Source organism: Sphingobacteriales bacterium (assembly GCA_016719635.1).
Taxonomy (GTDB): Bacteria; Bacteroidota; Bacteroidia; order Chitinophagales; family JADIYW01; genus JADJSS01.
Genome location: JADJYT010000001.1, coordinates 206147 through 232397 on the forward strand (window position 1 = coordinate 206147; position 26251 = coordinate 232397).

21 protein-coding genes and 1 pseudogene are annotated in these 26251 nt (G+C 39.7%); 13 read left to right on the forward strand and 9 right to left on the reverse strand.

Going from position 1 to position 26251, the window contains the following annotated elements; translation table 11 throughout:
• The first annotated feature begins 74 nt into the window (after positions 1–74).
• The 7 genes and pseudogenes from IPM95_00975 to IPM95_01005 all read left to right on the forward strand — a co-directional run bounded on the left by IPM95_00975 (position 75) and on the right by IPM95_01005 (position 7671).
• The gene (locus IPM95_00975) at positions 75–1532 is read left to right on the forward strand and encodes a carboxylesterase family protein (protein ID MBK9327892.1); all 1458 of its coding nucleotides are present in this window, start codon (positions 75–77) and stop codon (positions 1530–1532) included.
• Positions 1533–1552: 20 nt separating this feature from the next.
• Positions 1553–2440 (forward strand): hypothetical protein, encoded by an 888-nt coding sequence (locus IPM95_00980; protein ID MBK9327893.1) that lies wholly within the window; start codon positions 1553–1555, stop codon positions 2438–2440.
• A gap of 19 nt (positions 2441–2459) precedes the next feature.
• Complete coding sequence (gene ffh / locus IPM95_00985) at positions 2460–3767, forward strand: signal recognition particle protein (GenBank protein ID MBK9327894.1); 1308 nt, start codon at positions 2460–2462, stop codon at positions 3765–3767.
• Between the two features lie 128 nt (positions 3768–3895).
• Positions 3896–4861 carry an N-acetyl-gamma-glutamyl-phosphate reductase gene (locus IPM95_00990; GenBank protein ID MBK9327895.1) on the forward strand — a complete coding sequence of 322 codons (966 nt, stop codon included), beginning with the start codon at positions 3896–3898 and terminating at the stop codon, positions 4859–4861.
• Between the two features lie 23 nt (positions 4862–4884).
• Positions 4885–6014, forward strand: a pseudogene (locus IPM95_00995) (aspartate aminotransferase family protein).
• The gene (locus tag IPM95_01000; GenBank protein ID MBK9327896.1) at positions 6011–6979 is read left to right on the forward strand and encodes an N-acetylornithine carbamoyltransferase; all 969 of its coding nucleotides are present in this window, start codon (positions 6011–6013) and stop codon (positions 6977–6979) included. Before IPM95_00995 ends, IPM95_01000 begins: the two are co-directional and overlap by 4 nt.
• A gap of 101 nt (positions 6980–7080) precedes the next feature.
• Entirely contained in the window at positions 7081–7671 is a 591-nt protein-coding gene (locus IPM95_01005; protein MBK9327897.1) for a hypothetical protein, read from the forward strand.
• On the opposite strand, the gene IPM95_01010 is transcribed toward IPM95_01005, so the two are convergent.
• The 3 genes from IPM95_01010 to IPM95_01020 are packed head-to-tail and all read right to left on the reverse strand — an operon-like array spanning position 7668 to position 10352.
• Positions 7668–8315 (reverse strand): hypothetical protein, encoded by a 648-nt coding sequence (locus IPM95_01010; GenBank protein ID MBK9327898.1) that lies wholly within the window; start codon positions 8313–8315, stop codon positions 7668–7670. The genes IPM95_01005 and IPM95_01010 overlap by 4 nt on opposite strands.
• A gap of 11 nt (positions 8316–8326) precedes the next feature.
• The gene (locus tag IPM95_01015) at positions 8327–9325 is read right to left on the reverse strand and encodes a hypothetical protein (GenBank protein ID MBK9327899.1); all 999 of its coding nucleotides are present in this window, start codon (positions 9323–9325) and stop codon (positions 8327–8329) included.
• Between the two features lie 40 nt (positions 9326–9365).
• Positions 9366–10352, reverse strand: a complete 987-nt coding sequence (locus IPM95_01020; GenBank protein ID MBK9327900.1) for a hypothetical protein — start codon at positions 10350–10352, stop codon at positions 9366–9368.
• Between the two features lie 34 nt (positions 10353–10386).
• Here IPM95_01020 and argB point away from each other — a divergent pair, with 34 nt between their 5' ends.
• Together argB and IPM95_01030 are read left to right on the forward strand one after the other, a co-directional pair.
• Positions 10387–11178 (forward strand): acetylglutamate kinase, encoded by a 792-nt coding sequence (argB, locus tag IPM95_01025; GenBank protein ID MBK9327901.1) that lies wholly within the window; start codon positions 10387–10389, stop codon positions 11176–11178.
• A gap of 1 nt (position 11179) precedes the next feature.
• Positions 11180–12247, forward strand: a complete 1068-nt coding sequence (locus IPM95_01030; protein MBK9327902.1) for a M20 family metallo-hydrolase — start codon at positions 11180–11182, stop codon at positions 12245–12247.
• Positions 12248–12265: 18 nt separating this feature from the next.
• On the opposite strand, the gene IPM95_01035 is transcribed toward IPM95_01030, so the two are convergent.
• From IPM95_01035 to IPM95_01050, 4 genes are all read right to left on the reverse strand, one after another.
• Positions 12266–15988 (reverse strand): gliding motility-associated C-terminal domain-containing protein, encoded by a 3723-nt coding sequence (locus IPM95_01035; protein ID MBK9327903.1) that lies wholly within the window; start codon positions 15986–15988, stop codon positions 12266–12268.
• A gap of 64 nt (positions 15989–16052) precedes the next feature.
• A complete protein-coding gene (locus tag IPM95_01040; GenBank protein ID MBK9327904.1) occupies positions 16053–19445 on the reverse strand; it encodes a gliding motility-associated C-terminal domain-containing protein in 3393 nt (1130 codons plus the stop codon).
• Positions 19446–19647: 202 nt separating this feature from the next.
• Entirely contained in the window at positions 19648–21288 is a 1641-nt protein-coding gene (gene groL, locus IPM95_01045) for a chaperonin GroEL (GenBank protein ID MBK9327905.1), read from the reverse strand.
• A gap of 112 nt (positions 21289–21400) precedes the next feature.
• Positions 21401–21685, reverse strand: coding sequence for a co-chaperone GroES (locus tag IPM95_01050; protein ID MBK9327906.1), 285 nt, complete (start codon positions 21683–21685; stop codon positions 21401–21403).
• A gap of 137 nt (positions 21686–21822) precedes the next feature.
• Between IPM95_01050 and IPM95_01055 the strand changes: the two genes are divergently transcribed.
• Entirely contained in the window at positions 21823–22188 is a 366-nt protein-coding gene (locus tag IPM95_01055) for a lipocalin family protein (GenBank protein ID MBK9327907.1), read from the forward strand.
• An 8-nt stretch (positions 22189–22196) separates the two neighbouring features.
• Here IPM95_01055 and IPM95_01060 read toward each other — a convergent pair whose 3' ends face one another.
• The gene (locus IPM95_01060; protein ID MBK9327908.1) at positions 22197–23438 is read right to left on the reverse strand and encodes a T9SS type A sorting domain-containing protein; all 1242 of its coding nucleotides are present in this window, start codon (positions 23436–23438) and stop codon (positions 22197–22199) included.
• 26 nt (positions 23439–23464) lie between these two features.
• Complete coding sequence (locus IPM95_01065; protein ID MBK9327909.1) at positions 23465–24256, reverse strand: hypothetical protein; 792 nt, start codon at positions 24254–24256, stop codon at positions 23465–23467.
• A 101-nt stretch (positions 24257–24357) separates the two neighbouring features.
• Here IPM95_01065 and IPM95_01070 point away from each other — a divergent pair, with 101 nt between their 5' ends.
• From IPM95_01070 to IPM95_01080, 3 genes are read left to right on the forward strand one after another with little or no spacing between them, the layout of a single operon-like run.
• Positions 24358–24924 (forward strand): sigma-70 family RNA polymerase sigma factor, encoded by a 567-nt coding sequence (locus tag IPM95_01070; GenBank protein ID MBK9327910.1) that lies wholly within the window; start codon positions 24358–24360, stop codon positions 24922–24924.
• A complete protein-coding gene (locus IPM95_01075; protein MBK9327911.1) occupies positions 24917–25666 on the forward strand; it encodes a tetratricopeptide repeat protein in 750 nt (249 codons plus the stop codon). The genes IPM95_01070 and IPM95_01075 overlap by 8 nt, the downstream gene beginning before the upstream one ends.
• Positions 25667–25707: 41 nt before the next feature.
• The gene (locus tag IPM95_01080; protein MBK9327912.1) at positions 25708–26235 is read left to right on the forward strand and encodes a GNAT family N-acetyltransferase; all 528 of its coding nucleotides are present in this window, start codon (positions 25708–25710) and stop codon (positions 26233–26235) included.
• The last annotated feature ends 16 nt before the right edge of the window (positions 26236–26251 follow it).

Here is a 26251-nt window from a genome sequence, read left to right on the forward strand (position 1 = left end):
TAATCCTTTCTAGTAGAAAATAAATTTTTGTCTAAAATTCTATTTTTTATTTTCTAACTTCAAATGTATCTTTTATGAAAAATTTTAATTCAATATTAATTTTAACTATTTTTTCAATTATTTATACATCCTGTACAAAGTCAATTGATGAGATAAACAATAATACGTCATCAAACTCTATAGAGATAACTAAAAATTATATCAATAATTCAAACAATGAACGTAAGGCAGCTGTTGACTCATTTTTATACTATGCCAATTTAGGTTCTCCATCAAGAGATATTGATAAATTTAATAACATTGGTGGTGTTTTACCTGATCTTACCATCTGGAAATATAATGAAAATAATATAACAACTGCAGCGAGTGGCGGTGGTAATAATGGTGATTGTTATTCATTACCAGTTTGTAATGGTATTTCATTTCCATTGCAACCGGGTTGGGCATGTGATGTAATTCCGCCAAAAGATACATTTAATAATGTAATTAATGCCTTTGGACAATATGGAACTGATTTCAGACAACAGTATGTAGTACATTATCCTACCAATAAAAGTACAAATTCGCCAATTGTTGTTTTGGTGCATGGTGGCGGTTGGTTTAGTGGCCCTAATCCTGATGAATTATCTGGTTGGCCTTATGGCTTTACTTCTAATAAACCTGATAACTTTGTAAAAAATCTATTAGACAGTGGTTTTGTGGTGGTTAACTTGTTGTATCGTTTAACTCGTTATGGCGATGTAAATTCAGATATTACATCAAATCCTGTTTCTGTACAAGATCAAATTTCTGATATAAATTCAGGCATCTTGCATATACGCACTAATTTCCCAACGTGCTTAGGTTTAAATGCTAATAGTATTCAGGTGTTAGGCGAGAGTGCAGGTGGTCATTTGGTATTATCCTGGGCTTATGCTAACGCAAATGTATCTTACATCAAATCAGTTGTAAGTATGTATGCACCTACTAATCTTCAACAATATGGAAATTATTTGAAAAATATACCCATAACTTTTACTTGTGGTAATTTCTTTTTTCCAGTTACCTCTTATTATCCTTGGTATTTTCCTATTACAGATATTTATAATCCTTACATGGTGTATAATACTACCAATTATACTTGTCAGGCCGCAACTTATCCAATTTCAAGAGTGCTGCAGTCTTATAAACTTATTCAAAGTTTAGTTAAAACTATTATTACTTCGCCACTTACATCTACAGAATTATTCAATATATCACCCTGCAATATTTTGAATAGTTCCAGAATTGTACCTACATTCATTATGCACGGTAATAATGACGCATTGATTCCAAAAGCTCAAGCAACTAATAATATGAGTACTGCTTTAACAAATTTTGGAGGTTTAATATTTAACTATAATTCATCAGGAGGTTCTGTACCAACATCATATATATCAGGATTTAAACATGGAATTAAATATTATGATAATGCCAATCATGGCTGGGCAGTTACAAGTGGCAATCAAGCAACATTATACAGTCTTATTCGTTCAGATGCGTTAAGTGGTTAAACGGACACAAATAATATATAATGAAAATATTAACAATTACTATTGGTTTTTCTTTATTTCTATTATCGTCTTGCTGTATACAAGAAAATATCCAACCTGTAAATACTTTAAAAGGAAAAGTAAGGATTATTAAAATATCTGTAACAGACTCAACTAAAATCAATATAATTTGTTTCTATGACTCTGTGAGTGCAAGACTATCACGAATTTTAAATTTTATAAAACCATCAAACATAGATACTTTTCGCCAAAAAGGAGAATATAATTTTAGGTACGAAAACAACCTAATAACAATTGACGAAATAGGAATAGACAACGTAACCCCTTTTCACAGATATAAAATTAATACTGATTATAACAAAAATATTTTAGACTTTAACGAAGAAGATGTTATATACAATACGGAAAATACCTATTTTAAATACACACTAAAAAATCAACTTTTAGATACTGTTTTTGAAAAATATTATTGGCCTTTTGCATTCAATAGAAAATGTTATAATTACGTATTTGATGGAAATAATTATACTAAATTTATATTTGATTATGACTGGTATGTTATTTTTGGTGGTAATGTACATGTTGTAGATTCAGCAAAAATTGACTATACTAATATGCCTTATACCCAATATGCACCTATGCAAAATATGTATAGTGCTAATACATTCTTCAATTTAGGTATACCAAGTGAAGTAACTTACGATTTACTATATTTCTTAGGGTTAGAGGGTTATAGGTTTTATAAACCAAATAAAAACTTAGTAAATACAATACGTTCTTACAATGACTCTACTGCTATTGTTTATATGACCTATGAATTTAATACTCAAAATCAACTGGATAAATTTATTGTGAATTTTAGAAATCCATCAACGACATTTTTTACTTATGAATTTGAGTATTACTAAAACCTAAAACTTTTAATCAATGTTTGAAAACTTACAGGATAAACTAGAAGGCGCGTTCAAAAACCTGAAAGGCCAGGGTAAACTGACGGAACTGAATATTGCCGCCACTGTAAAAGATATACGACGGGCTTTAGTTGACGCTGACGTTAATTATAAAATTGCCAAGGAATTTACGGATACCATCAAGGATAAGGCCATGGGTCAGAATGTGCTGACCTCCGTTTCTCCGGGTCAGTTGATGGTAAAGATTGTCAGTGATGAACTGACGCAGCTCATGGGCGGAACAGCCACCGAAATCAATATAAAAGGCAGTCCTGCGGTTATTTTAATCTCCGGATTACAAGGTTCAGGAAAAACTACTTTTTCCGGTAAACTTGCCAATTACGTCAAAACAAAACTTAATAAAACACCTCTGTTAGTTGCCTGTGATGTGTATCGCCCCGCGGCGATTGATCAGTTGAAAGTATTGGGTGAACAAATCGGCGTGGAAGTCTATTCTGAAATTGAAAACAAGAATCCCGTATCAATTGCGCAGAATGCGATTGCTTATGCCGGACAAAAAGGACAGAATGTGGTTATTGTGGATACTGCAGGACGTTTAGCCGTAGATGAAGATATGATGAATGAAATCGCCAATGTCAAACAGGCGATTCAACCGCAGGAAACCCTGTTCGTTGTGGATTCCATGACCGGTCAGGATGCAGTGAACACAGCAAAAGCATTCAACGACAGAATCAATTTTGACGGAGTGGTCTTGACCAAATTAGACGGTGACACACGGGGTGGTGCAGCTCTTTCCATCAAGTATACGGTTAATAAACCCATCAAGTTTGTGTCGCGCGGCGAAAAGCTGGCGGATACCCTGGACATCTTCTATCCGGAACGTATGTCGCAGCGTATCCTCGGTATGGGTGACATCGTTTCTTTTGTGGAAAAGGCACAGGAACAGTTTGATGAAAAAGAAGCGCAGCGCTTAAGCAAAAAAATAGCCAAGAACCAGTTTGATTTTGAAGACTTCCTGCAGCAGATCAACCAGATCCGCAAGATGGGAAACATCAAGGATTTACTGGGTATGATACCGGGAGTGGGCAAAGCGGTGAAAGATATTGATATCGATGACAATGCCTTCAAGAAAATTGAAGCCATCATATTTTCCATGACACCGGAAGAACGCAGAAACCCTGATCTGATTAATGGAAAACGCAGAGAACGCCTGGCAAAAGGCTCCGGAAATACCATCCAGGATGTCAATCAGTTCATCAAGCAATTCGACCAGATGAAAGTGATGATGAAGCGTATGCAGGGAATGGGAATGAGTAAACGATAGAATGGGCATTTGAATTGTTTTACATTCAGTCGTAATCCAAAACCTGATTCCGGAAATCTAACGACACTTTTAACACAAACATTACTTCTTAATTGCAAGAATCCGGCTGAATTATTCTATTTTAGGATATGATAAAAGCAGGCATCGTTGGAGCAGCCGGTTATACGGGCGGCGAACTGATTCGCATTCTATTGCAGCACCCTGATGTTGAAGTTGTTTTTTGTTTCAGCAGAAGTCAAAACGGGAAACCTGTTTATGCTGTACACACCGATTTACTGGGAGACACCGAATTAATTTTCACAACTGAAATCAATAACAGTGTTGATATGCTGTTTTTATGTCTGCCGCATGGTGAAGCACGCATTTTTTTAGAAAAGAATACCTTTTCACCAAACATAAAAATCATCGATTTAAGCAACGATTTCCGGCTGAAGGAACAGGCCTCTGATTTTGTCTACGGATTGCCTGAATTAAACAAAAACGCTATCAAACAGGCTAAGAACATCGCCAATCCGGGATGTTTTGCGACTGCCATCCAACTGGCTTTGCTGCCTTTGGCTAAAAACAATCTGTTGAATTCGGATGTACATATTTCGGGAACAACAGGGAGTACAGGTGCCGGAGTATCCCTGAGTGAAACCACCCATTTTACTTGGCGTAATGATAATATATCGGTTTACAAGGCTTTTACCCACCAGCATTTGGGAGAAATCAAACAGAGCCTGAGTCAGATGCAGGCTTCTTTTAATCATCCCATCCATTTCATTCCGTATAGAGGGGATTTCACACGCGGTATTATCACCACCATCTATACTGATTTTGCCGGAACCTCAGAAGAGGCGAATAACCTCTATCAATCCTGTTACAAGGATGAACCATTTACATTCATTTCTACTGAAAACATTGACCTGAAACAGGTAGTCAATACGAATAAATGCCTGTTGTATCTGGAAAAACATGGCAACAAACTGATGATTGTATCCATCATCGACAACCTGATAAAAGGCGCTTCAGGACAGGCCGTGCAGAATATGAATTTACTGTTTGGATTCGATGAAACAAAAGGATTGAAATTAAAACCGGTAGCTTATTAGTTTATTATCTCGCAAAATTAATCATGAACTTATTCAACGTATACCCGCTTTTTGATATTGAAATTATAAAAGGTAAAGGAAATCATGTGTACGATTCAAATGGCACCAAATACCTGGACTTTTACGGAGGCCATGCGGTCATCTCCATTGGACATGCACACGAACATTATCTTCAGCGCATTGAATCACAACTCCACCGACTCTCCTTTTACTCGAATTCTGTCCGTCTGCCGGTGCAGCAGCAACTGGCTGATAAATTAGGAGCAATATCCGGCTATAACGATTATCAGTTATTCCTTTGTAACAGCGGTGCGGAAGCGGTGGAAAATGCTTTAAAAGCTGCTTCGTTTCATAATAACCGTAAAAAAATCATTGCTTTCAAAGGTGCTTTTCACGGGCGTACCTCCGGTGCGGTGGCCGTAACGGATAATGCTAAAATAAAACCACCGGTAAACGATGACTCTCATGTAGTTTTTCTGGATTTTGAGGATACGGAGGGATTAATAAAAGTCTTTAAAGAACTGGAAATCTGTGCCGTTATTATCGAACCTATTCAGGGCGTCAATGGTATATATGAACCATCAGTTTCATTTTTACATCTGATCCAGCAATTATGCAAAGAAAACGATACTCTTCTTATTGCGGATGAAATACAGTGCGGCTATGGACGTAGCGGTAAGTTTTTCGCTCATCAGCATGCAGGCATTCAGCCGGATATCATAACGATGGCAAAAGGAATGGGTAACGGCTTCCCTATTGCCGGCATCTTAATACACCCGAAAATTCATTCAAAATATGGCATGCTGGGCACAACTTTCGGGGGGGCGCCATTGGCTTGTGCTGCCGGGTTAGCCGTACTGGAAGTAATGGACAACGAACAGTTGATGGAAAATGCCACTGCCAGGGGTACATATCTGTCCGGGCAATGTCATATGCTTCCTAAAGTAAAAGATGTACGGGGCAAAGGGTTGATGATTGGTGTGGAATTTGAATTCCCATTAAAGAACTGCGGGATAAATTAGTCTATGAACATCATATCTTTGTTGGTAATTCCAATAATCCAAATACAATCCGATTATTGCCGAGCCTTACTATTGGACAGCAGGAAGCGGATGAATTACTGAACGCACTCAAAAAATGTCTGAACTCATGAAGAATTTTCTCTCTGTCAACGATGTGGATGATGTGGAAGCACTGGCACAGAAAGCCATTGCTCTAAAATCCAGCCCATTTGATTTTAAGAAGATGGGTGAAAATAAGACAATGGTACTTATCTTCCTGAACGCATCACTGAGAACAAGATTGAGCACTCAAAAAGCCGCACAAAATTTGGGTATGAACACCATCGTGCTGAACCTGGGCCAGGACAGCTGGAATATGGAATATGAAGATGGCGCTGTTATGAATGGAGATAAAGCGGAACATATCAGGGAAGGAGCTGCTGTCATTTCCCAATATGCCGATATTATAGGCATTCGTGCCTTTCCTTCTCTCACAGACAGAGAAAAAGATTATTCAGAATATATCCTGCATAAATTTCTGGAAAATGTGACTGTACCAATAGTGAATATGGAATCGGCAACGGTTCATCCGCTTCAGTCACTGACCGATCTGATGACCATCCGCGAATTTTCCAATAAACCCAAACCGAAGGTAGTGCTGACCTGGGCGCCGCATGTCAAAGCACTTCCCCAGTGTGTCGCTAATTCATTTGCTGAATGGATGAATAAAGCAGCTGTTGAATTTGTCATCACCCACCCGGAGGGATATGAACTAAAAGAAACATTTTCCCGGAATGCTCCTCTCCTCTATAATCAGGAAGAAGCCTTTAAAGATGCTGATTTCATTTATGCCAAAAACTGGAGTTCCTATAAAGATTATGGCAAAATAATCGGACAGCAAGATGACTGGATGATAACACAAAAGAAACTAAAAGTAACCAACAATGCTTTTTTCATGCATTGCCTTCCTACACGTAGAAATGTAGAAATTTCAGACGATATACTGGACTCATCCGGCTCCATTGTGATTCAGCAGGCAGCAAACCGTGAATATGCCGCTCAGGCTGTCTTAAAGGAATTGCTTCATTTTTTGTCAATATCCGACAGAAATCGTTGAAATTTAACAAATTATCAACTCATATCTGGAATTTTACTATTGACTTACATCAAATTTAGATGTAACTTCACTTATCTTGTTTATTCTATTGATTAATAACTATGGTAAAGATTTTACAAACTACACTGATTGCAGTGCTGGTGGTTTTATCTTCCACCACTTCCGCCTATATCAGTCCCAAACAAATCCTTAGAAAGGGAACTAAACTCGTTTATGATGTGAACTATTCCGGAACTCAATATGAGTGCACGGTGACGATGAATGAGGAATCCGATTCCTACAATTTTGACTGGAAGATCAGCAGTCCGGAAAACAAGAGCGGCTCGATAAATGTCAGTAAAATAGCACTCGAAAATGCGAATAGCTTATTCAGTAATTTTTCCGGTGGAAAAATCCAGTTGAAGGATGAATGCTGCTTTCTGCTAAGCAGAAAAATGTTCAATGCGTTAAAAGGTAACGGGTCCATCGAGATCTTTACCGATAAAAAAGATGGCGTACTGACCATTTTTGGAAATCCATATAACCACACACAAACGATTGGATATCAAAATAATTTCTCCAATGAATTTGAATGCCGGACGGTTTCTGATGGAGGCGATTTTCAAATCACTTATGTCAATGATGAAAACTTCCCGTTGATTATAGAAATGAATTTGGGAATGAAGATGAAATTGAAAAGCATCTATAACTAATTCTCTTCTGTCTGATTATAGATAATAACCTTTTTAGTGTTCCCTTTCTGTTTGTTTTCGTTGACTATAAAAGCAGGAAACATAAATGTATGGTCCATTGTCCTGGGCTGATTGCTGAAATCCTTATTTTGGACCATCACCGGATGTATTGATTTTTTGATTTCATTCAGCCAAAATACAGGACCGTTGTGGTGTTTCCAGGTATCTGCATCCTGAACAGAATAATATACCTGGAGCCACAACAATTCCCGCTTCACATAAGAATGCTTCTTATCAAAATATACGATTTCCCGGTATTTTAATTTTCTCGAAAACCGGCTGTACAAATCCTTGAAATATGAATCGTCACAATAATTTTCCAGGCAAGAGTTTGAGTCCACACTCTGAGGCTCTGCATAGCTGAAACGGTTTAGAAAATCATTAAACAGACACTGGTTCATTTCTTTCGCAGGGTAAAAGGCATTCCATTCCCCTTTGCAATAGCCCTTTAATAAATCAACCGGAATAGATTTCAGGTAATTGTTTTTTGACAAATCCAGGTTTATGGTATAGGTAAACGTGTCCGTTTGAAACAAATTCTGAGCCTTTACACTACTTGAGATAAACAGAACAATACAAATGATGCTCAAAATAAATCTGGCCATGATATGAAAATTTATAACCCTGAAATTGCAGCCAATGCTTCTTTCGTCTTGGGCTGATTTTTAAATACCTTCATTGGAAATACGACTTTCCTGTTTATATTCAATTTTACATCAAATGAATCAGAGAAACTTTTATCCAGTACTGCTATTTTACCATCCAGAGAAAATGTGAAAATGGTAAATGGTTCGTTGGGTAATAATTTAAAATCAGTTGTGAATTGCTCCGGCATATAACTGATCACGGCATTTCTGTTTTTATAAACAACAAAAACCTCACTATTTAATTTTTGAGCATATCCTTCCAGATTAAAATCTGCCACAACCGGAACATTTTCTTCATCCAATATCCTATCACAGTTATAAGTCGCCATCCTGTCAACATTCATCACAGCAAATGAAAGATTTACAACTCTAACATAGTCCAAACCACCCGTATCGTTTACAATAACCTGGGTTGCACTGGACATTCCATTGTCATCATTTCGCCAGATATTATCTCCCCATAAATCCTGGCTATTATCTGTGAGAATCTGGTTAGACTCTTTATTTGCTGCAAAGGGCGTTGCTTTGTCCCATGACTTTGAATATTCATTTAAGACATACGTTTCACCTCCAGTCATATTAAGGTTTTTGGCTAATTGTACCTGCGCTCTCCTGCCTGGGGCAAATGATAATAATTTCCCGTTGCCATACGCTTTGAGTTCAAACATACCTGCACTTTCCAGTGTGTGCTGCCGTCCATCCTCAAAGTATGTCATCGGCAGATGATTGATTAGAATATCCAGCTGATCCCGGAATTCCCTGTATTTCAGATGGACTGTTCCTTCATACAATCTGCCCTCCAGGTAAAATGCATACGGCGGTATAAAAATGCGTGAATCATTATGATGAATCACCCTGCACGATTTAGACTCAAATACATACTCACTGAAAGAAGTTTCAGGTATGTTAAATTTGGAAAAAGAGCTAAAAAAAAGAAATAGCAACGGAAACATCAGGTATTTTTTCATGACTGCAGATTTCACTGATAACGCAGAATCCGTTTAAAAATTATTCCTCTACATTGTAATTTTCAATTTTCAGAACAAATCCGTCAAAAACCTGTGAAAGATATAAGGTATTATTGTAAATCAGAGAGGTAGAACCACCGGACAGCATTCGGCCGTCATCGGAGAAAATAACCTTAGTTTCACCGGTTGACTTATTGATGGAATATGATTTGGATGGTGAAAAGATTGTAGGGATATAAGACAAGAGCGCAAACTTAATTTCATCCGGATGAACGGCGATTATGAGTTCATCACCATGGTTGGTGATATTATCCATTCCATTAATGTTCGATAATACCTTTTTGTCATTCAGGGAACCATCCGGCAGAATGGTATAGGTGAATAAAGCGTGATTTCTGGAAGTAGCGAGATACAAGATATTGTGCTCATTGTACATGCCATTTGGAAATGAGATAAGACTGTCCACTATTTTCCACACATCTCCACCATTACAGAAACCTACGGATCCTTTATTCGGATTCAACAGCAGTTCTAATACATCCGTTGAATTTTTATCGTTGGAAAAATAAAAACTGCCATTAGGCAATACCGTAATGTCATTGGGAGATATCAACAATGGATTCTTATACTCCCTGATAAACTCCAGGTTGTCCTCATTGATTTTAAATTGCTCGATGCCGTTCGTTTGCAATGCATCTCCGTAATGATTGATGACAAAAAGATAGTCCGTACCGTTCACAGTTTGGAAATCGATTCCATGCGGATGAAACGGAATCGAAGGAAGATTTATCATTTTCAATTCCTTGCTTTCATCTGATGTCAGACTGATTTGATACAACACACCTATATCAGGTTTATCATCTCTCCGTTCATCACACGAAACAATCAACCTGTCGTTTTTTACATCCAAGACGATATCCTCCGGTCCGGATGCCGTTATAATCCGGTCGTATTGTTTCTTTAATGTTTCCTTAGAACAGGAAATTGTACAAAGAATAATACTCCAAAGCAATATTTTCCTGAACATAAGCGTATTTTTGTAACGATTAAATATACAACAATTGGAAAATATAGTAGCCGTAAAAATTGGAGGAAATGTAATTGATGATGAAAATGCATTAACTGATTTTCTAAGTGTATTTTCTAAAATCCCCCATCAAAAAATATTGATTCACGGTGGCGGAAAAACAGCCACCACCATCAGTGAACAATTAAACATACCTACCCGAATGATAGACGGCCGCCGAGTTACAGACCAGGCAGCCTTAGAGGTGGTAACGATGGTTTACGGAGGTCTGATCAATAAAAAAATTGTTGCCGGTTTACAGGCAAACGGTTGCAATGCTATCGGACTGACCGGTGCAGATGCAAATATCATAGAAGCACACAAGCGAATTCATCCAACCATTGATTATGGATTTGTCGGCGATATAGATAAAGTAAATCCTGCGCTCCTGACAGAGTTGATGGAAAGAAATTTTGTACCCGTGATTGCGCCTTTAACACACGACAAAAAGGGGAATATTCTAAATACCAATGCGGATACAATGGCTGCACAATTAGCGATTGCATTGTCAAAATCCCAAAAATTAACTTTTGTTTATTGTTTTGAAAAATGCGGATTGTTGAAAAATATCGATGATCCGGATAGTGTCATTTCTCATGTTAACCTGTCAGAAATTCAACAACTCAAAGAAAAACAAATTATTACAGGCGGCATGATTCCAAAAATGGAGAACATTGTCAATGCGTTACAAAATGGTGTGGAAAAAGTTATCCTATGCCATGCAAAGGAGGTGGGTTCAATTATGAAAGTAAATAGTATTTTTGGCACGACCTTTACTGCAAAGTAATATGACAAAGACAACAGAGGATATCCAAAATCAGACGATTGAGTTGCTTCAAAAACTAATCGGAGTTTCGTCCTTCAGCAAAGAAGAAGACCAGGCTGCGGATATTATCCGTAAATTCTTAAAGTCTAAAAAGATCCCGTTTGAAACAAAACTCAACAACACATGGGTTAAGAACAAACACTATAATTTTCTAAAACCATCCGTTCTTCTCAACTCTCATATTGATACCGTTAAGCCGGTTTCAGGATGGAGCAAGGATCCGTTCCAGCCGTTTATAGAAGATCAGAAATTATACGGATTAGGGAGTAATGATGCAGGTGCCGCCCTCATCTCCTTGCTGGCTACTTTCTTGCATTTTTATGAAAGTGAGGACTTGAAATATAATCTTATTTTCGCTGCCACTTCTGAAGAAGAGATTTCCGGAAAGAATGGTATCGAACAGATTGAAGAAGTGACCAGTGCCTGTCAGTTTGCCATCGTCGGTGAACCGACAGAAATGAAGATGGCCATTGCGGAGAAAGGATTAATGGTACTGGATGATGAAGTAAAAGGGAAATCAGCCCATGCGGCTCGTAATGAAGGGGGAAATGCCATTTATCTAACCATGGTAGACGTTCAATGGTTTCAGAACTATCAGTTTAAAAAGATTAACCCGATATTGGGCCCTGTCAAACTAACCGTGAGCATGATACATGCCGGTACACAACATAATGTAGTTCCGGATGCCTGTAAATATGTGGTGGATGTCCGAACCATTCCCGAGTACTCCACTGACCAGGTTCTGGAAATTATCCGGGATAATGTGAAGGCAGAAATAAAACCACGCTCCCTTCGTTTACAACCTTCACAAATCGACAAAGAGCATATCATAGTAAAAGCAGCCGAAAAACTGGGAATAGAAACTTTTGGTTCCTCTACCCTATCCGATCAGGCATTACTTAAAATTCCTTCGGTCAAAATCGGACCGGGCAAATCAGAACGCTCGCATACGGCAGATGAATTTGTTTATCTCAAAGAAATTGAGGAGGGCTTAACTATCTACAGAAAACTGCTGGAGCAGATTTTGTAACGGTTCTCTTACAAAAAATCAACGAAGCAACGTTACAGTCCCTTTGTGGGTTTTAATTTTTCCATCCGGCAACAATGCCTTGTAAAAATACACATAACTGTCTACCTGACAATCTTCCCCTTTGTATCTGCCATCCCAGCCTTTTACAATATCATCCGGTGCAAAATTAGCGGAAAAGAAAACCCGCTCACCCCAACGATTGAAAATTGAAAATTCCAATACAACAGAACTGTCAGCGGAAGCACGCGGCACCAAGATATCATTCAGGCCGTCATTATTGGGTGTAAACGCAGTAGGCAGATAGACATCATATAAACACTCTTTCAGCACACGGACAGAATCGCTTCTGGAGCAATTCGTGTTAGATACCAACACCGTATATAAGCCTGCATCATCAACGGTTACCGAATTGATTGTATCATTGGTACTCCATAATACGGATGTAAAAATTCCATTCCCTATACTCAGCGTTATATCTTCACAGATGGTCGTATCATTTCCTAAATCAAAAACGGGCAATGAAAACTGTTCTAACCGAATGGTATCCGATGCAACACCACACTGATTGGAGATGGTCGCGAAGAAAATTCCCGGAGATGTAACTATTATTGACGCTGCAGTGTCGCCTGTACTCCAGCTGGTGGTGACATTTCCTGTAAACAATGTCTTTGAAAACGAACCGCAGAAAGATGTATCATTCCCCAAAACAAATGGGCTCGGTTTTGCGAACTCATCAATGAAGATGGTATCGCTCACCGAGCAGGTTGCACTGGAAACCTGTACCCAGTATTTTCCGAATGCATTCACGTTGATAGTTGAGGTCTGCTCTCCCGTATTCCATAAATACTGTATGTTATTGCCGGCAACCGTTGCATTCAGGGTAATATTAGCTCCGGTACAAATAAATGTATCCCTGCCTAAGTTCACATTCAACTGATTGGAATTCGCAATAATAACTGTATCAGAAACACTGCCGCAGCTGTTACTGATATTAGCAATATAAGTACCGGCCTGAGTAGCATTGATAGATGGAGCTATTGTTAAAAACTGCGTGTTCAGGAACCAGTTGGTTTGGTTATCTCCGGTTGATAAGGTTAGACTGAAAGTTCCGCAGAAAGAAGTATCCCTGCCCAATGACGGTTTGTTTGGTAATTTAATTTCAATCACATCAATCGAATCCCGACCGGTACAGCCATCTTTTGTCACTTCCGCCCAATAGGTTCCGGGTTGGGTAATATTAATGGATTGAGCATTCTGCCCCGTACTCCATAAATACTGATCGAAGCCAATCCCGGCATCGAGCGTTATATTCCCACCTCTGCAGACGGTGGTGCTGTTCGTACCAAATGTGAAGCTCAATCCGGGCGACTGAGTAATATTAATAGTATCCACTGCAAAGCCGCAGGCACCGGTGATGGTTGCCCAATATTTACCCGGTTGTGCAATCGTAATGGAAGCGGCTACAATACCCGTACTCCAAACGGTAGAAGGAATGCCGGTAGATAAAACCCTAGAGAAACTGCTGCAATAAGAAGTGTCATTTCCTAAGAAAATCGGAGGCTGTGTCGCCGTTGCTGAGATGACAATGGTATCAGATACAGCACCGCAGCTATTGGAAACAGTTGCCGTATAGGTTCCTGTAGCAGTGACCGTTATTGAACCCGCTGTAGTAATTGTAGAGGTAAAATCTTTTATCCATAATGTATTTGGATTTCCGGTACTTAATACCTGAGAAAAATTACCACAGAAACTTAAATCATTGCCAAGGTCGGGTTTTGCAGGTTTCGTAATTTCGATAACATTCATGGTATCGCTTCCGCTACAGCCATTTTTTGTCACATCTACCCAGTATTTTCCTGGCAGCGTAATATTAATAGACTGTGCAATTGATCCGGTACTCCAATCATAAGTGTCAAATCCGGATCCAGCATCCAGGGAAATGCTTCCGCCCTGACAAACGGTAGTTGTATTCGTTCCAAATGTAAAATTTAAACCTGGATTTTGAGAGATGGTAATGGCATCTGATACCGTACCACAACTATTGGAAATTGTTGCGGTATAGGTACCTGCTGTTGTGACAGTGATAGAAGGTGCCGTCACTCCGGTACTCCAGACAGTTGAAGGATCTCCTGTAGAAAGTATTCTTGAAAAAGTACCGCAATAAGCTGTATCATTACCTAAATTAATAGGCGGCTGAACGGTTATCTTGCTGATGACGATCTGATCAGAAACACTACCACAACTATTCGTTATAGTTGCAGTATAGGTAGCTGCTGTTGTGACAGTGATAGAAGCAGCCGTCACTCCGGTACTCCATACCGTATTCGGATTTCCGGTTGACAAAACCCTTGAGAAATTGCCGCAATAGGTAGTATCATTGCCTAGATTAAAGGCAGTCGGTGTAGGATTCACATATATTTTTACATTCTTAGAAACAGTACAGATCGTATCTTTTGCTGTAATTATATAGGTTATACTGTCTGTTGCATTGGAAGTATTGGTAAGTGTCTGATTAATAGGATTCCCCGTTCCAGAACTTGCACCCGTTATGTTTGTTCCGCCGCTTACCGTCCAACTGAATAGGGCATTTGGATCAGAACTGCTGTTGTTGATAAGAGCATTCTGCCCACTGCAAATGGTATTATTAGAAGTCACGCTTGTCAGGTCAAGGCAAACTAATCTAAACTGCAATGCATTGGAAACAGGCTGTGTCCCATTCGGGTGCGTAATCGCTTTAATATAATGATCTCCTGTATTACAAAAATCCGTTGTAGCATTGCCACTGCCGTCATTTGGAATAGCATATTTAATAATCGTATTCCCAACAATCGAATCAAACACAAGTCCGTTGCAGATATCTGCTGCGTTATTTCGTATCCCGCCATTGGTTATTGAAGAAGTATCGGTATTGTCTAACCGGATGACAAAATTCCCATCATTTGCATTAGGATTTAGGGCATCAAATGGTGGTAATGTGCAGGGTGCATATGTTAAAGCATCAAAACAGCTTCTATTTTGTATGGTGGTTGTCCGGAAACTGTTCGGACAACCGCTTGGCTGATTGTTTACAAATGAACCGTTACCCGGTGTACAGGAGTTTTGTAAAATATAGATTGGCTGACCGCTGCTGCAATAGCTGGTAAAGTTATATGGGTAAATCGGTCCTCTGCCGGTAAAAATGATAACAATAGCATTCGGTGGAATAGAATCACCTTGTCCGGCTGCGAGTAACGTTGTAGTGTTACAGGTACCGGATCTGAGGGTTGTCATCATCGCCGCAGAGGGTGTCGTGAAAACACAGGAACTCGGAGAGATATTGATACTCGGATTGGCTGGTAAATCAACCTTTAGATTGTTTACCAAAAAACCACTGCCGGAAGTAATAACCATGTACTCGTTATCCCATTCATTTAAAGGCGGCTGATTACAGGCATCTATGAAAATCCCTAATATTTTGGGACAGGTGGTGGTAATTTGAGTGCCGCCTGTCGTATTTCCGCCCACATTTATAAAACCAATACTGTCCCCCTGTCCCAAATAAGGATTGAAAGATGGATTGGTAGATTGATAGAAAACAATATTGCTGTTTTGTGGGATACTTGCATAATTTACCGAGAACCTGACCGTATCTTTCCCTGTAGAACAAAAGACACTTTGTGAAACGTTCGTTAACTGAATGGACTGCGCAAATGAAATCCTGACGCTGATTAAAATTAAAGCTGATAATAATCTTTTCTTCATAAAATCCTTTACAGTACAAACGGGCTAACAACCAGGTTAAGTTATAGTTGCAAACACGTCGTACTTATCTTAGCAAAGTTACGTTGCCTTTCACTATTTTTTGGGTTCCGTCTGTAAATTTAGCAACAACATAATAACCATAGGCATCTTCCTGGGCTAAAGCTCCTTTGTATTTGCCGTCCCAACCTGCAGTCAGGTCATTTGGCAGTATGTTTTTAGCCTCAAACACCTTATTTCCCCAGCGATTGTAAACAATCATCTGATCAATACTGGTCGTCTGTGCGTTACCCCTGACTAAAAATATGTCATTTACCCCATCTCCGTTTGGAGTGAAGGCATTTGGAATAAATAAATCTATATCGCAGTCGGAAGATATGAGGATTGTATCTGAGCCGAAACATCCGTTCTGGTCGCTCACACTTACGTTGTATGTTCCTTCGTTGGAAACAATTACTGAAGAGGTTTCTGCACCTGTGCTCCATAAAATGGACCTAAACTGGCCGGGTACACTCAATTGCAGTTCACCCAAACAAAAAGTGGTATCATTACCAAGATTAATTACAGGAAGTGCATTTTTAACAATATCTACGGTATCACTAACGCTTCCACAGGCGTTACTGACAGTCGCTATATAGATTCCTGCTGCCGAAACAGTTATCTGTGACCCGCTCTCATCAGTATTCCATTGCGTAGATTGTATTCCTGTAGACAAAACTTTTGTAAAGTCACCGCAAAATGTAGTATCATTCCCTAAAGAAATCGTTGCAGGCAGTTGTAATTCTGAAACAACAACAGAATCCTTGGCAATACAATCATCTTTAATAACTGACACAACAAATTTTCCGGGCTCGGATGTGGTTATCGTCTGAGTTTGTTCCCCGTTCGGCTGCCATGAGTATGCATCAAATCCCTGTCCGGCATCTAAAGTTGTTTGACTGCCGGAACAAAATGACAGATTCCCGCTGATATCTGCTGCAACATCAATAACGCTGACATCAACAGATGCAGTTCCTGAACAGCCATTGCTATATGCCGTAACAGTATACGTTCCTTGTTGTGTGACTATAATAGTGTTTGTTGTTTCATTGGTATTCCATCGAACAGAATCAAACTGTCCGGTGGCAGTAAGCGTGGTAAATCCACCTTGACAAAATTTCAATGCACCATCAATAGCCGGTTCAGGTTTCGGCTTAACTATAACTACCACTGTATCATTAATAACATCGTTATTACCAATTGATTTGAATGAAATATCATCTAATCCGAAATCATTGCCCACCTCTTCACTGCGAATATCATATAACTGGATGAGTGCCGAAGTACTTGAATTGGAGTTCCAGTTTACGGTAAAATTTTCCCAAACACAGGTCTGCGAGTTTTGAATATTCGTCGCTACAATCTGGTTGTTAATTTTAACTTTTAATACAGGACCATTGGGGTTAAAATTCATCATCCAGAAAGATAATCTATACGTCTTGTTGGTTTCCGTAGAGACGGTCTGTCCTACTAATAATTTGGTAGTATCATAAGATGGGGATGTCAAAAATAAACTATCTCCAATAGTAGAATAATCCGGAGAATTACACCAGGTTAAAGCAGAAAACCTGTACCAGCCATTTAAGTTGGATCCATCCGGTGCATACCACATGTCTGTGTTCCATGACTGAATACCATTCTCAAAGCTCCCATTTACAATCTTTTCAGCTCCATCAGAGCCGTTGTTGGATGCTGTTACTACATAGGTTGTATTTAGTAACGGTGCTGCATTGGGTAATTGAATTGATGCATTACTCAGACCTGTTGCAGGACTCCATAAATAGGAAGAATAGCCATTAGGGCCAATTAAGGGAACTGAGTCACCTTCACAAACATAGACGGTATCTAAGGAACCACAATTTCTCTGCAAAACATCAACAGATGCAGTGCTTGAACAATTTCCTAAAAAAACAGACACAGAATACGTAGTCTGTTGACTGACAGAAATGGAAGTAGAAGTTTCTCCCGTATTCCATCGCACAGAGTCGAATTGTCCAACGGCAGTCAGGATTGTACTTTGACCGGCACAATATGAAGTACTGCCGGAAATAGAAACAGTACACTGCTGGACACACCTATTAACAACAACCTTAACATTCTGTGTTTTCACACATCCGGCATCCTCTGAGCTAACCGTATAAACTACACTATCTTTCGTACTGCCGCTATAGGTCAGCAGTTGACGAATATTGTTGCCGGTTCCTGCAATGGCTCCGGTAATACCTGCACCTCCGCTCACTGTCCAACTCATCGATGCATTTGGATCGGATGAAGAAAGTGTAATGATGGCGGAATCTCCGCTGCATATATTGGTGGTGGAAGTAGTGGCATTCACATCATTACAAACCAGCTGATAGGAAATGGTATTGGAAACCGGCAGACTTCCGTTGGGATGTGTGATGGCTTTGATAAAATGTTTACCGGTATTGCAGTCATTTCTGCTGAGTACAATTTCAAGAACAGTATCAGAGCTGAAATTCAGCTGTGCATAATCAATTCCACCGCAGGAATCAATCAGATTTCGCCGGATGCCGTTGTTGGCAACCCTGGCTGTATCCGTCCCTTGCTGGCGGATGGCATAGGTGCCGTCCAGATTAAAGATACCGCATCGGTCATAGACGAAATTATCCTGACAACCCTGACGTTTATCGATAGCCAACGTTCTGCGATATCTTGTAGTGGCTGTTGACGAACAACTGGCGGCATTTGTAAATGCCCCAATCGTCCTTTTACAGGCACTTTGTACCACATAAATGGGGTAGCCTAAATTACACAGTCCGCTTACGTTGTAGATGGTATTGACGGAATCACTGGTAAAACATAAAATAATGGCGTTTGCCGGAATGGAATCCGTTGGTGAAGCGGGAATGAGATTACCCACATTGCAGGAACCTGTTCTGAGATTGCTGATTAATGTGGCGGACGGTGTCTTAAAACCACAAGGATTGGCTCCGGTATTAATATCGTTGTCATTATTGTCTCCGCTGTTGCTGTTTGCCGGGTCAAAATTTATCGCCAGGTTAGAAACCTTAATACCTGTTCCGGAGGTCAGTACCATGTATTCGTTCTGAGGTTCTGTTCCGCTGAGGCCGCAGGCATCAATAAATATACCCAGTGTTTTTATACAATTTCCAAAGTTGACCGTATCACGCGGGATGGCATTGCCAGGTATAAAAGCAATGCTGTCACCCTGAGCATTGTATGGATTAAAGGTGCTGTCTGAACTCTGATAAATGACAACATTGGTATTTGCCGGGATTCCGGATGCTGAGACCGTATACCGAACCGTGTCATTGCCGGAGGTACAGATGACAGATGGTGTCTGTAAGGTTAAAGAGATAGATGGATCTGCCCATGCAAAAAATGCAGAAACAATACATACAATAGAGGCTAAAAATGGGATGGACAACAGTCGCTTCATAAGCTATATTTATAGCCAAGTAAGGTACGAAGATTTTATATGATTTATTAGACTGTTGATAATAAAAAAAGCGGTGGAGAATTAATTCCACCGCTTTAAAAATGTTTGTCTTGTTTACTTTCTTTACCGGAATAGTTTGACTAGATCCTTCGCTCCGCTCAGGATAGTTCGACTATACAATCTCTGAAGAGATTGAGTCTCACTACATCATTCCGCCCATGCCGCCCGGCATGCCGCCGCCACCCATTGCCGGCGCTTCTTTGCTCGGTTTCTCCACAATAGCACATTCTGTTGTCAGAATCATAGAAGCTATCGAAGCTGCATTCTCCAAAGCGACACGTGTCACTTTTGTCGGATCGATTACACCTGCTTTATACAGATTCTCATATACTTCCGTTTTGGCATTATAGCCATAGTCCTTTTTACCGTTTTTCACATTGAATACAACTATAGAACCCTCAACACCAGCATTTTCTGATATTTGTCTCAATGGTGACTCTAAGGCAATCTTGATGATTTCAATACCTGTTTGCTCATCTTCATTCGCCCCTTTCAGTTTGTCCAAAGCAACACTGGCTCGAATCAACGCAACTCCACCGCCCGGTACGATTCCTTCTTCTACAGCAGCACGTGTTGCATGTAGTGCATCATCTACCCTGTCTTTTTTCTCTTTCATTTCCACTTCCGAAGGTGCACCTACATAAAGCACTGCGACACCGCCGCTCAATTTTGCCAAACGCTCCTGCAGCTTTTCCTTATCATAATCGGATGTGGTCGTTTCAATTTGCGCTTTTATCTGATTCACTCTTGCCTGAATGTCAGATTTTTTACCCGCACCATTGATGATTGTCGTATTGTCTTTGTCTATCACCACTTTTTCGGCAACACCCAGCTGATCCATTTGTGTATCTTCCAGTTTGTAGCCTAACTCATCAGACACCACCTGTCCGTTCGTCAAGATAGCAATATCCTGTAACATCGCTTTTCTTCTGTCACCAAAACCCGGAGCTTTTACAGCAGCAATTTTTAAGGATCCGCGCAAACGGTTCACCACCAATGTCGCCAGTGCTTCACTTTCCACATCTTCCGCAATGATTAACAAGGCTCTGCCTGTCTGTACCACTTTTTCCAAAATCGGCAGCAGGTCTTTCATCGAAGAGACTTTTTTGTCGTAAATCAGGATGAATGGTTTCTCCATTTCCACTTCCATACTTTCCGCATTGGTGACGAAATACGGAGAGATATATCCTCTGTCGAACTGCATACCTTCCACCACGTCTACATAGGTTTCTGTTCCTTTCGCTTCTTCTACGGTAATAACACCTTCAGTGCCTACTTTTTCCATGGCATCTGCAATGAATTTTCCGATTTCTTCGTCATTATTGGCAGATATGGTCCCTACCTGTTTGATCTTGCTGAAATCTTTTCCCACTTTTTCAGAGATATTCTTCAATTCGGCAACGATAGCATGTACCGCTTTGTCTATACCACGTTTCAAATCCATTGGATTCGCTCCGGCTGTGATGGATTTCAGTCCCGGACCTATGATAGCCTGAGCCAATACGGTAGCGGTTGTTGTTCCGTCACCGGCCACATCATTGGTTTTAGAAGCGACATCTTTTACCAGTTGAGCACCCATGTTTTCAAACGGGTCTTCCAGTTCAACTTCTTTGGCAACCGTCACACCATCTTTCGTTATGGCAGGTGCGCCAAATTTTTTCTCAATAATCACATTTCTTCCTTTCGGGCCTAATGTAACTTTTACGGCATTTGCCAATGCATCCACACCGGCTTTTAGCTTATCTCTCGATTCTGTACTGTAACTTATTTGTTTTGAGCTCATTTTTATTATTTTTTTTTGATTTGATGAATTGATGAATTTTAGGTTGTTTCGGATGAAATGAAGCGATTGTAACTGTTTAAATGGCTACTTATCACCCCATGACGGCATGTAATTATACAATTGCCAAAATGTCAGACTCTCTCATAATGAGGTAATCAGTTCCGTCAATGTTGATTTCTGTACCGCTGTATTTTCCGTAAAGTACCGTATCGCCTATTTTTACGGTTGTCGGTTCATCTTTTTTACCAGGCCCTACTGCTACAACTTCGCCTTTCTGAGGCTTTTCTTTAGCTGAATCCGGGATGATGATGCCTGATTTTGTTTTAGTTTCCGCTTCTGCGGCTTTCACGACCACTCTGTCTGCCAGGGGCTGAATGTTCACTTTACTCTTTGCCATAATTATTGTTGATTTTTATTGAATGAATTAAATTGCGCGCAAAAATAGACTAAATTCGTGCCATTCCAAAATATATGGCAAAATGGCAAAATTAAATGCTAATTTTTCAGTTTGATTTAAGTAAACTAAGAAGCAATATGAAAAATCTGAAATTATCTGTAGTTCTTCTATTAGCAATCACCCTCGTTTCCTGTATACATTCTGCGAACAAAGCGTTACTGGTGGGCGAATGGAAAGGAGCAGAATGGCTGGCCAACGGAAAACCTTCAGACAATGATGCTTCTAAAGTATATCTCAAATTTTCAGACGATGGTGGTTATGTATCCGATTTTGGCGGCAGTAGGGAGAAGGGAACTTATATTCTCCGGGAAAATAAATTATTTACAACCGCTGAAGACCAGCTGGAAATTATGGTCGAGATAGCCAAATTGACGAAAGACAGCCTTGTCTTTAACATGAACCGGGGCGGACAGCCTGAAATACTGATATTGATTAGAAAATAGTGAACCTATCATTCAACCACCAGTTTTGCTGCAGTAATTTCTTGCGTTTTTTCATTAATCAGTGATATAACATATACCCCTTTAGTCAATCCGATGGACTGTGTCGATATAGGTTTCCCGGTAAACACCGATTTGTACACTACTTTCCCGGTTATATCAGTAATGGAAAGCACATTACCTATGTATGGCTGAATACCGGTCAGGTAAAACTCATCGATTGTAGGATTGGGAGATACATTTATATTTATAACCGGATTATTGCGGATGGATGTTGGTGTGGAATTACACCCTAACTGGCGGGCAAAAAAGTTTTTCATGTAATACACCGTACTGTCAAAAAACGGCTGTACCACAAAACCGAAGAAGTCGGCAGAATAAGAAGTATGTCCGCCATCTGGAATGACATAGAAAGGATTATAGATACCCAGATTTTGCGCATAAGGATGCAACACGTTGCTGCCGTCCACATACATTAAAGTTGCAATATTATAGGGTCTGCCGCGGTTAAATGGAATCTCAGGATCCCAAATGTTATGAACGCTCAGGAAATTGGTATGCTCGTTGTCCAGGTAACTTTTATCTCCTAAAGCACCGTTGATATTGACCACCCCGAAAACATCTTTGCCAAAGTCTATAAAATCATAATTACCAAAAACTCCGCCAATTTCATTCAACCATCCCCTCCATTCCGTGCTTAAATTATCCAGGGAATCCAGATAGATTGCATGCATCACATTGAATGCACCCGCGCTGGCACCGCACAAAAATATTTTGGTGGTGTCTATCCTGAATGGGTTAGAGCTGTCTCTGGCAGAATTATAAAAATAACGAACCAACTCTTTAGTATCCTGTACCCCCCTGCCCACAGCTTTCAGCATCAAATCCTGAAACAGCAGTGAAACAAATGTCGGTTCCAATCTATAGGTGGCGGAGGAAAAAACATACCCCAATTTAGCGAACTCCTCTCCCATTTTTATCTGGCTTTCATAATCTTTGGTACCTGTCCAGTAGGCTCCGCCGTGTTCGAAAATTATGAGTGGCCGCAAAGAAGCTGTATCGTCTTTCGGTTCAAAGATATCCATTAGGATAGGTTGCACATAGCCTCCGGCATTTTTTGCATGACTATAGGCAATGTTTTTTGTTGCTTTTACCTGGGGAAAAATTTTCTGCAGATACCTGCCGCCGTCACATTGTGCTGACAATTGGAGAATGTAAAAATAAGTTGAAAGAAAAAGCAGCTGATTTTTCATAAAGGAAAGATACAAAAAATATCATTTTATCTGCCGCTGTCCTGATTTTGTTTCAAGAATTCCTTATCATCCAGAGCGGCCGGGTAGACATATTTACGGAAAGAACTGCTCCTGTCTTTAGAGTAACCTGCATACATCCTTTTTATATTGATGGCTAAATCATAATCACTGGTATTTTGAAGATAATCATACGGCATATTTAAAAAGGTGATAAACCGGTCGTATTCTTCCTCATCCAGATCAATGATATTATAACTGTTATACAGCCTGAACAAGTCCTTTAAAACGATCCGTTTTGCCTCTTCTGTTTCCAGTTTAGCAGCAAATCTTTTTTCTTTTTCATGTTTACTGAGTAATTCATACAAATATGAGATGGGACTGATTAAGGGTCGGGCATCCGGATTGATATCTGTCTGTTTTATATAGAGCTTATTGATCTCATGCCTGATTTGCTGGTGTGTTCTGATAGCATGGATCTGAACCTCTGTGAGTTCCTGCGGTGTCCTTTGAAGAACCAGTGTAACAAAATATTCACTTTTGGGAATGGAGTCTTTGAGTGTCAATTTGGTGGGTACATGCCCGTTTTTCAATATAATCAATGAATCTGATTGATGCATTTTTAGGTTGAAGTACCCATCTTTATTGGCAGAAAATCCGACCTGAATGCGGCGAAAAGCTACATCTGCAAATGGTACAGGGTTGTTGTTTTCATCCACTACTTTAACCTTTAGAGTTATCTCGTTTTGTTGAGCAAAAATTAAATTAGAGAGAAGAATGGCCGGTATGAGCAGAAAATTACGCACCGTCAAATTTACCATAAATCAATTTTAAACTGACTAAAAACATGTTAATTTATGTTGTTTAGAGTAATTAAATAAGTGTTTGATTTTTATGAATATTTCAATAATTTTATTGCCTTATGAATTCACTCTCCACATTAACGGATCCGGAACTGATACTGCTTTACCAGCAGAAGGGCGATACTGCCTGTATCGGTGAACTGTACAAGCGGTATTCTTTACTGGTTTATGGATTATGTTACAAATACCTCAAAGAGGAGGAGGAGGCAAAGGATGCTGTCACGGATATATTCGAAATCGTACTGGAAAAATTAAAAATACACCAGGTCGGTTTTTTTAAATCCTGGTTGTTTATGGTGAGTAAGCACCATTTGATACGCCAACAATCCAAAAATAATTCTCTGGAAATCATTGATATAGAAAATATTTCAGAAAAAATTATGGAATCCGCGACAGATTTGTCTCTCAATAAGCAGGAACACGAAAGTGAACTCCTGCAAGAAGCAATAAGCAACTTAAACGACGAGCAGCGTACCTGTATTGATTTGTTCTACCTACAACAGAAACCTTACCAAGAAGTTGCTTCCATAACCGGCTACGATCTGAATAAAGTAAAAAGCGCTATTCAGAATGGGAAAAGGAATTTAAAATTATTTATGGAAGAAAAAAAACAACAACATGGATAACGACCGCATCAAGAAATACCTGAAAAATGAATTACCCCCTGAAGAAAGAAATGCTTTTGAACGGGAGATGCAGGATGATCCGTTCTTAATGGAAGCTTTGGATGGATTAGAGTCTTTCAATCAACCTCCAAAATTAGAAGAAATTCTAAGGGAACTTGAAGTAAAGATTGACACCCGGACAGCATCTGCCAAAGCGGGAGGGAAAATTACATTCATGAATGTATTTAAACTGGCTGCAGCTGCCTGCGTCATCGGTATTGTCGCTTTTACCAGCTGGCGTTATGTTTTTACGAAACGTATCGTGGATGAACAGACAATCTATGCTTCCTACTTCAAACCCTTAACACATCCCGATGCGGCCGTTCGGGGCGAAAATAAGCTCTCGAATGATGAGCAGGCTATTCAGGCATATGAAAGGGAAGATTATTTTGAAGCGGTAAGGCAGTATGAAAAGCTGGTGGCTGACAATCCGGCCAATGTAAAGAACAAACTGTTTCTGGGAATTTCTTACCTCGCCACGAATCAGCCTAAGAAAGCCATTGATGTTCTGGGCAGCATCACCACCTCTGAAGAATTTCATTATGACATACAATGGTATCTTGCTTTAGCTTACATAAAAACGAAAGAGATTCAAAAAGCGCAGGACATCCTGCAAAAAATTGTTCAAAATGAAAACTACTATCAGCATCAGGCAAAGAATATACTGACAGCTTTGGAGGGAAAATTGGCCAACAACAACTGACAACTATGCTCGAGATAAAATTTACCGAATTTCCTCTATTAATGACCGATAGGTTATGCCTGCGCAGAAAAACAGCTGCTGATATTCAGGATATTTTTTTACTGCGGTCTGATGATGCCGCTATGAAATTCCTGGACAAACCAAAATTTGAATCGCTGGACGAAGCATCTGCATTTTTTCAAAAAACAGAAGACGGTATCCTGAACAATGAGAATGTAAGTTGGGCCATTACGTTTAAAAATGAAAACAAATTTATCGGCGATATCTCTTTCCACCGGATTGATAAAGCCCACCACCGTGCTGAGATCGGTTATATGCTGATGCCGGAATACTGGCGAAAAGGCATTTTGCAGGAAGCCATTACAGAAGTCATCCGATATGGATTTACCGTCTTAAATTTCCACAGTATGGAAGCATATATCAATCCGAATAATGATGCTTCCGCCGGACTGCTGGCAAAAAACGGATTTGTGCAGGAAGCCTATTTCAAGGAAAACTATCATTACAACGGCCGGTTTTTAGACACGGCTGTTTATTCACTGCTGAAATCAGATTACCTCGCTCGCTAATTTGCACTAACTTTAC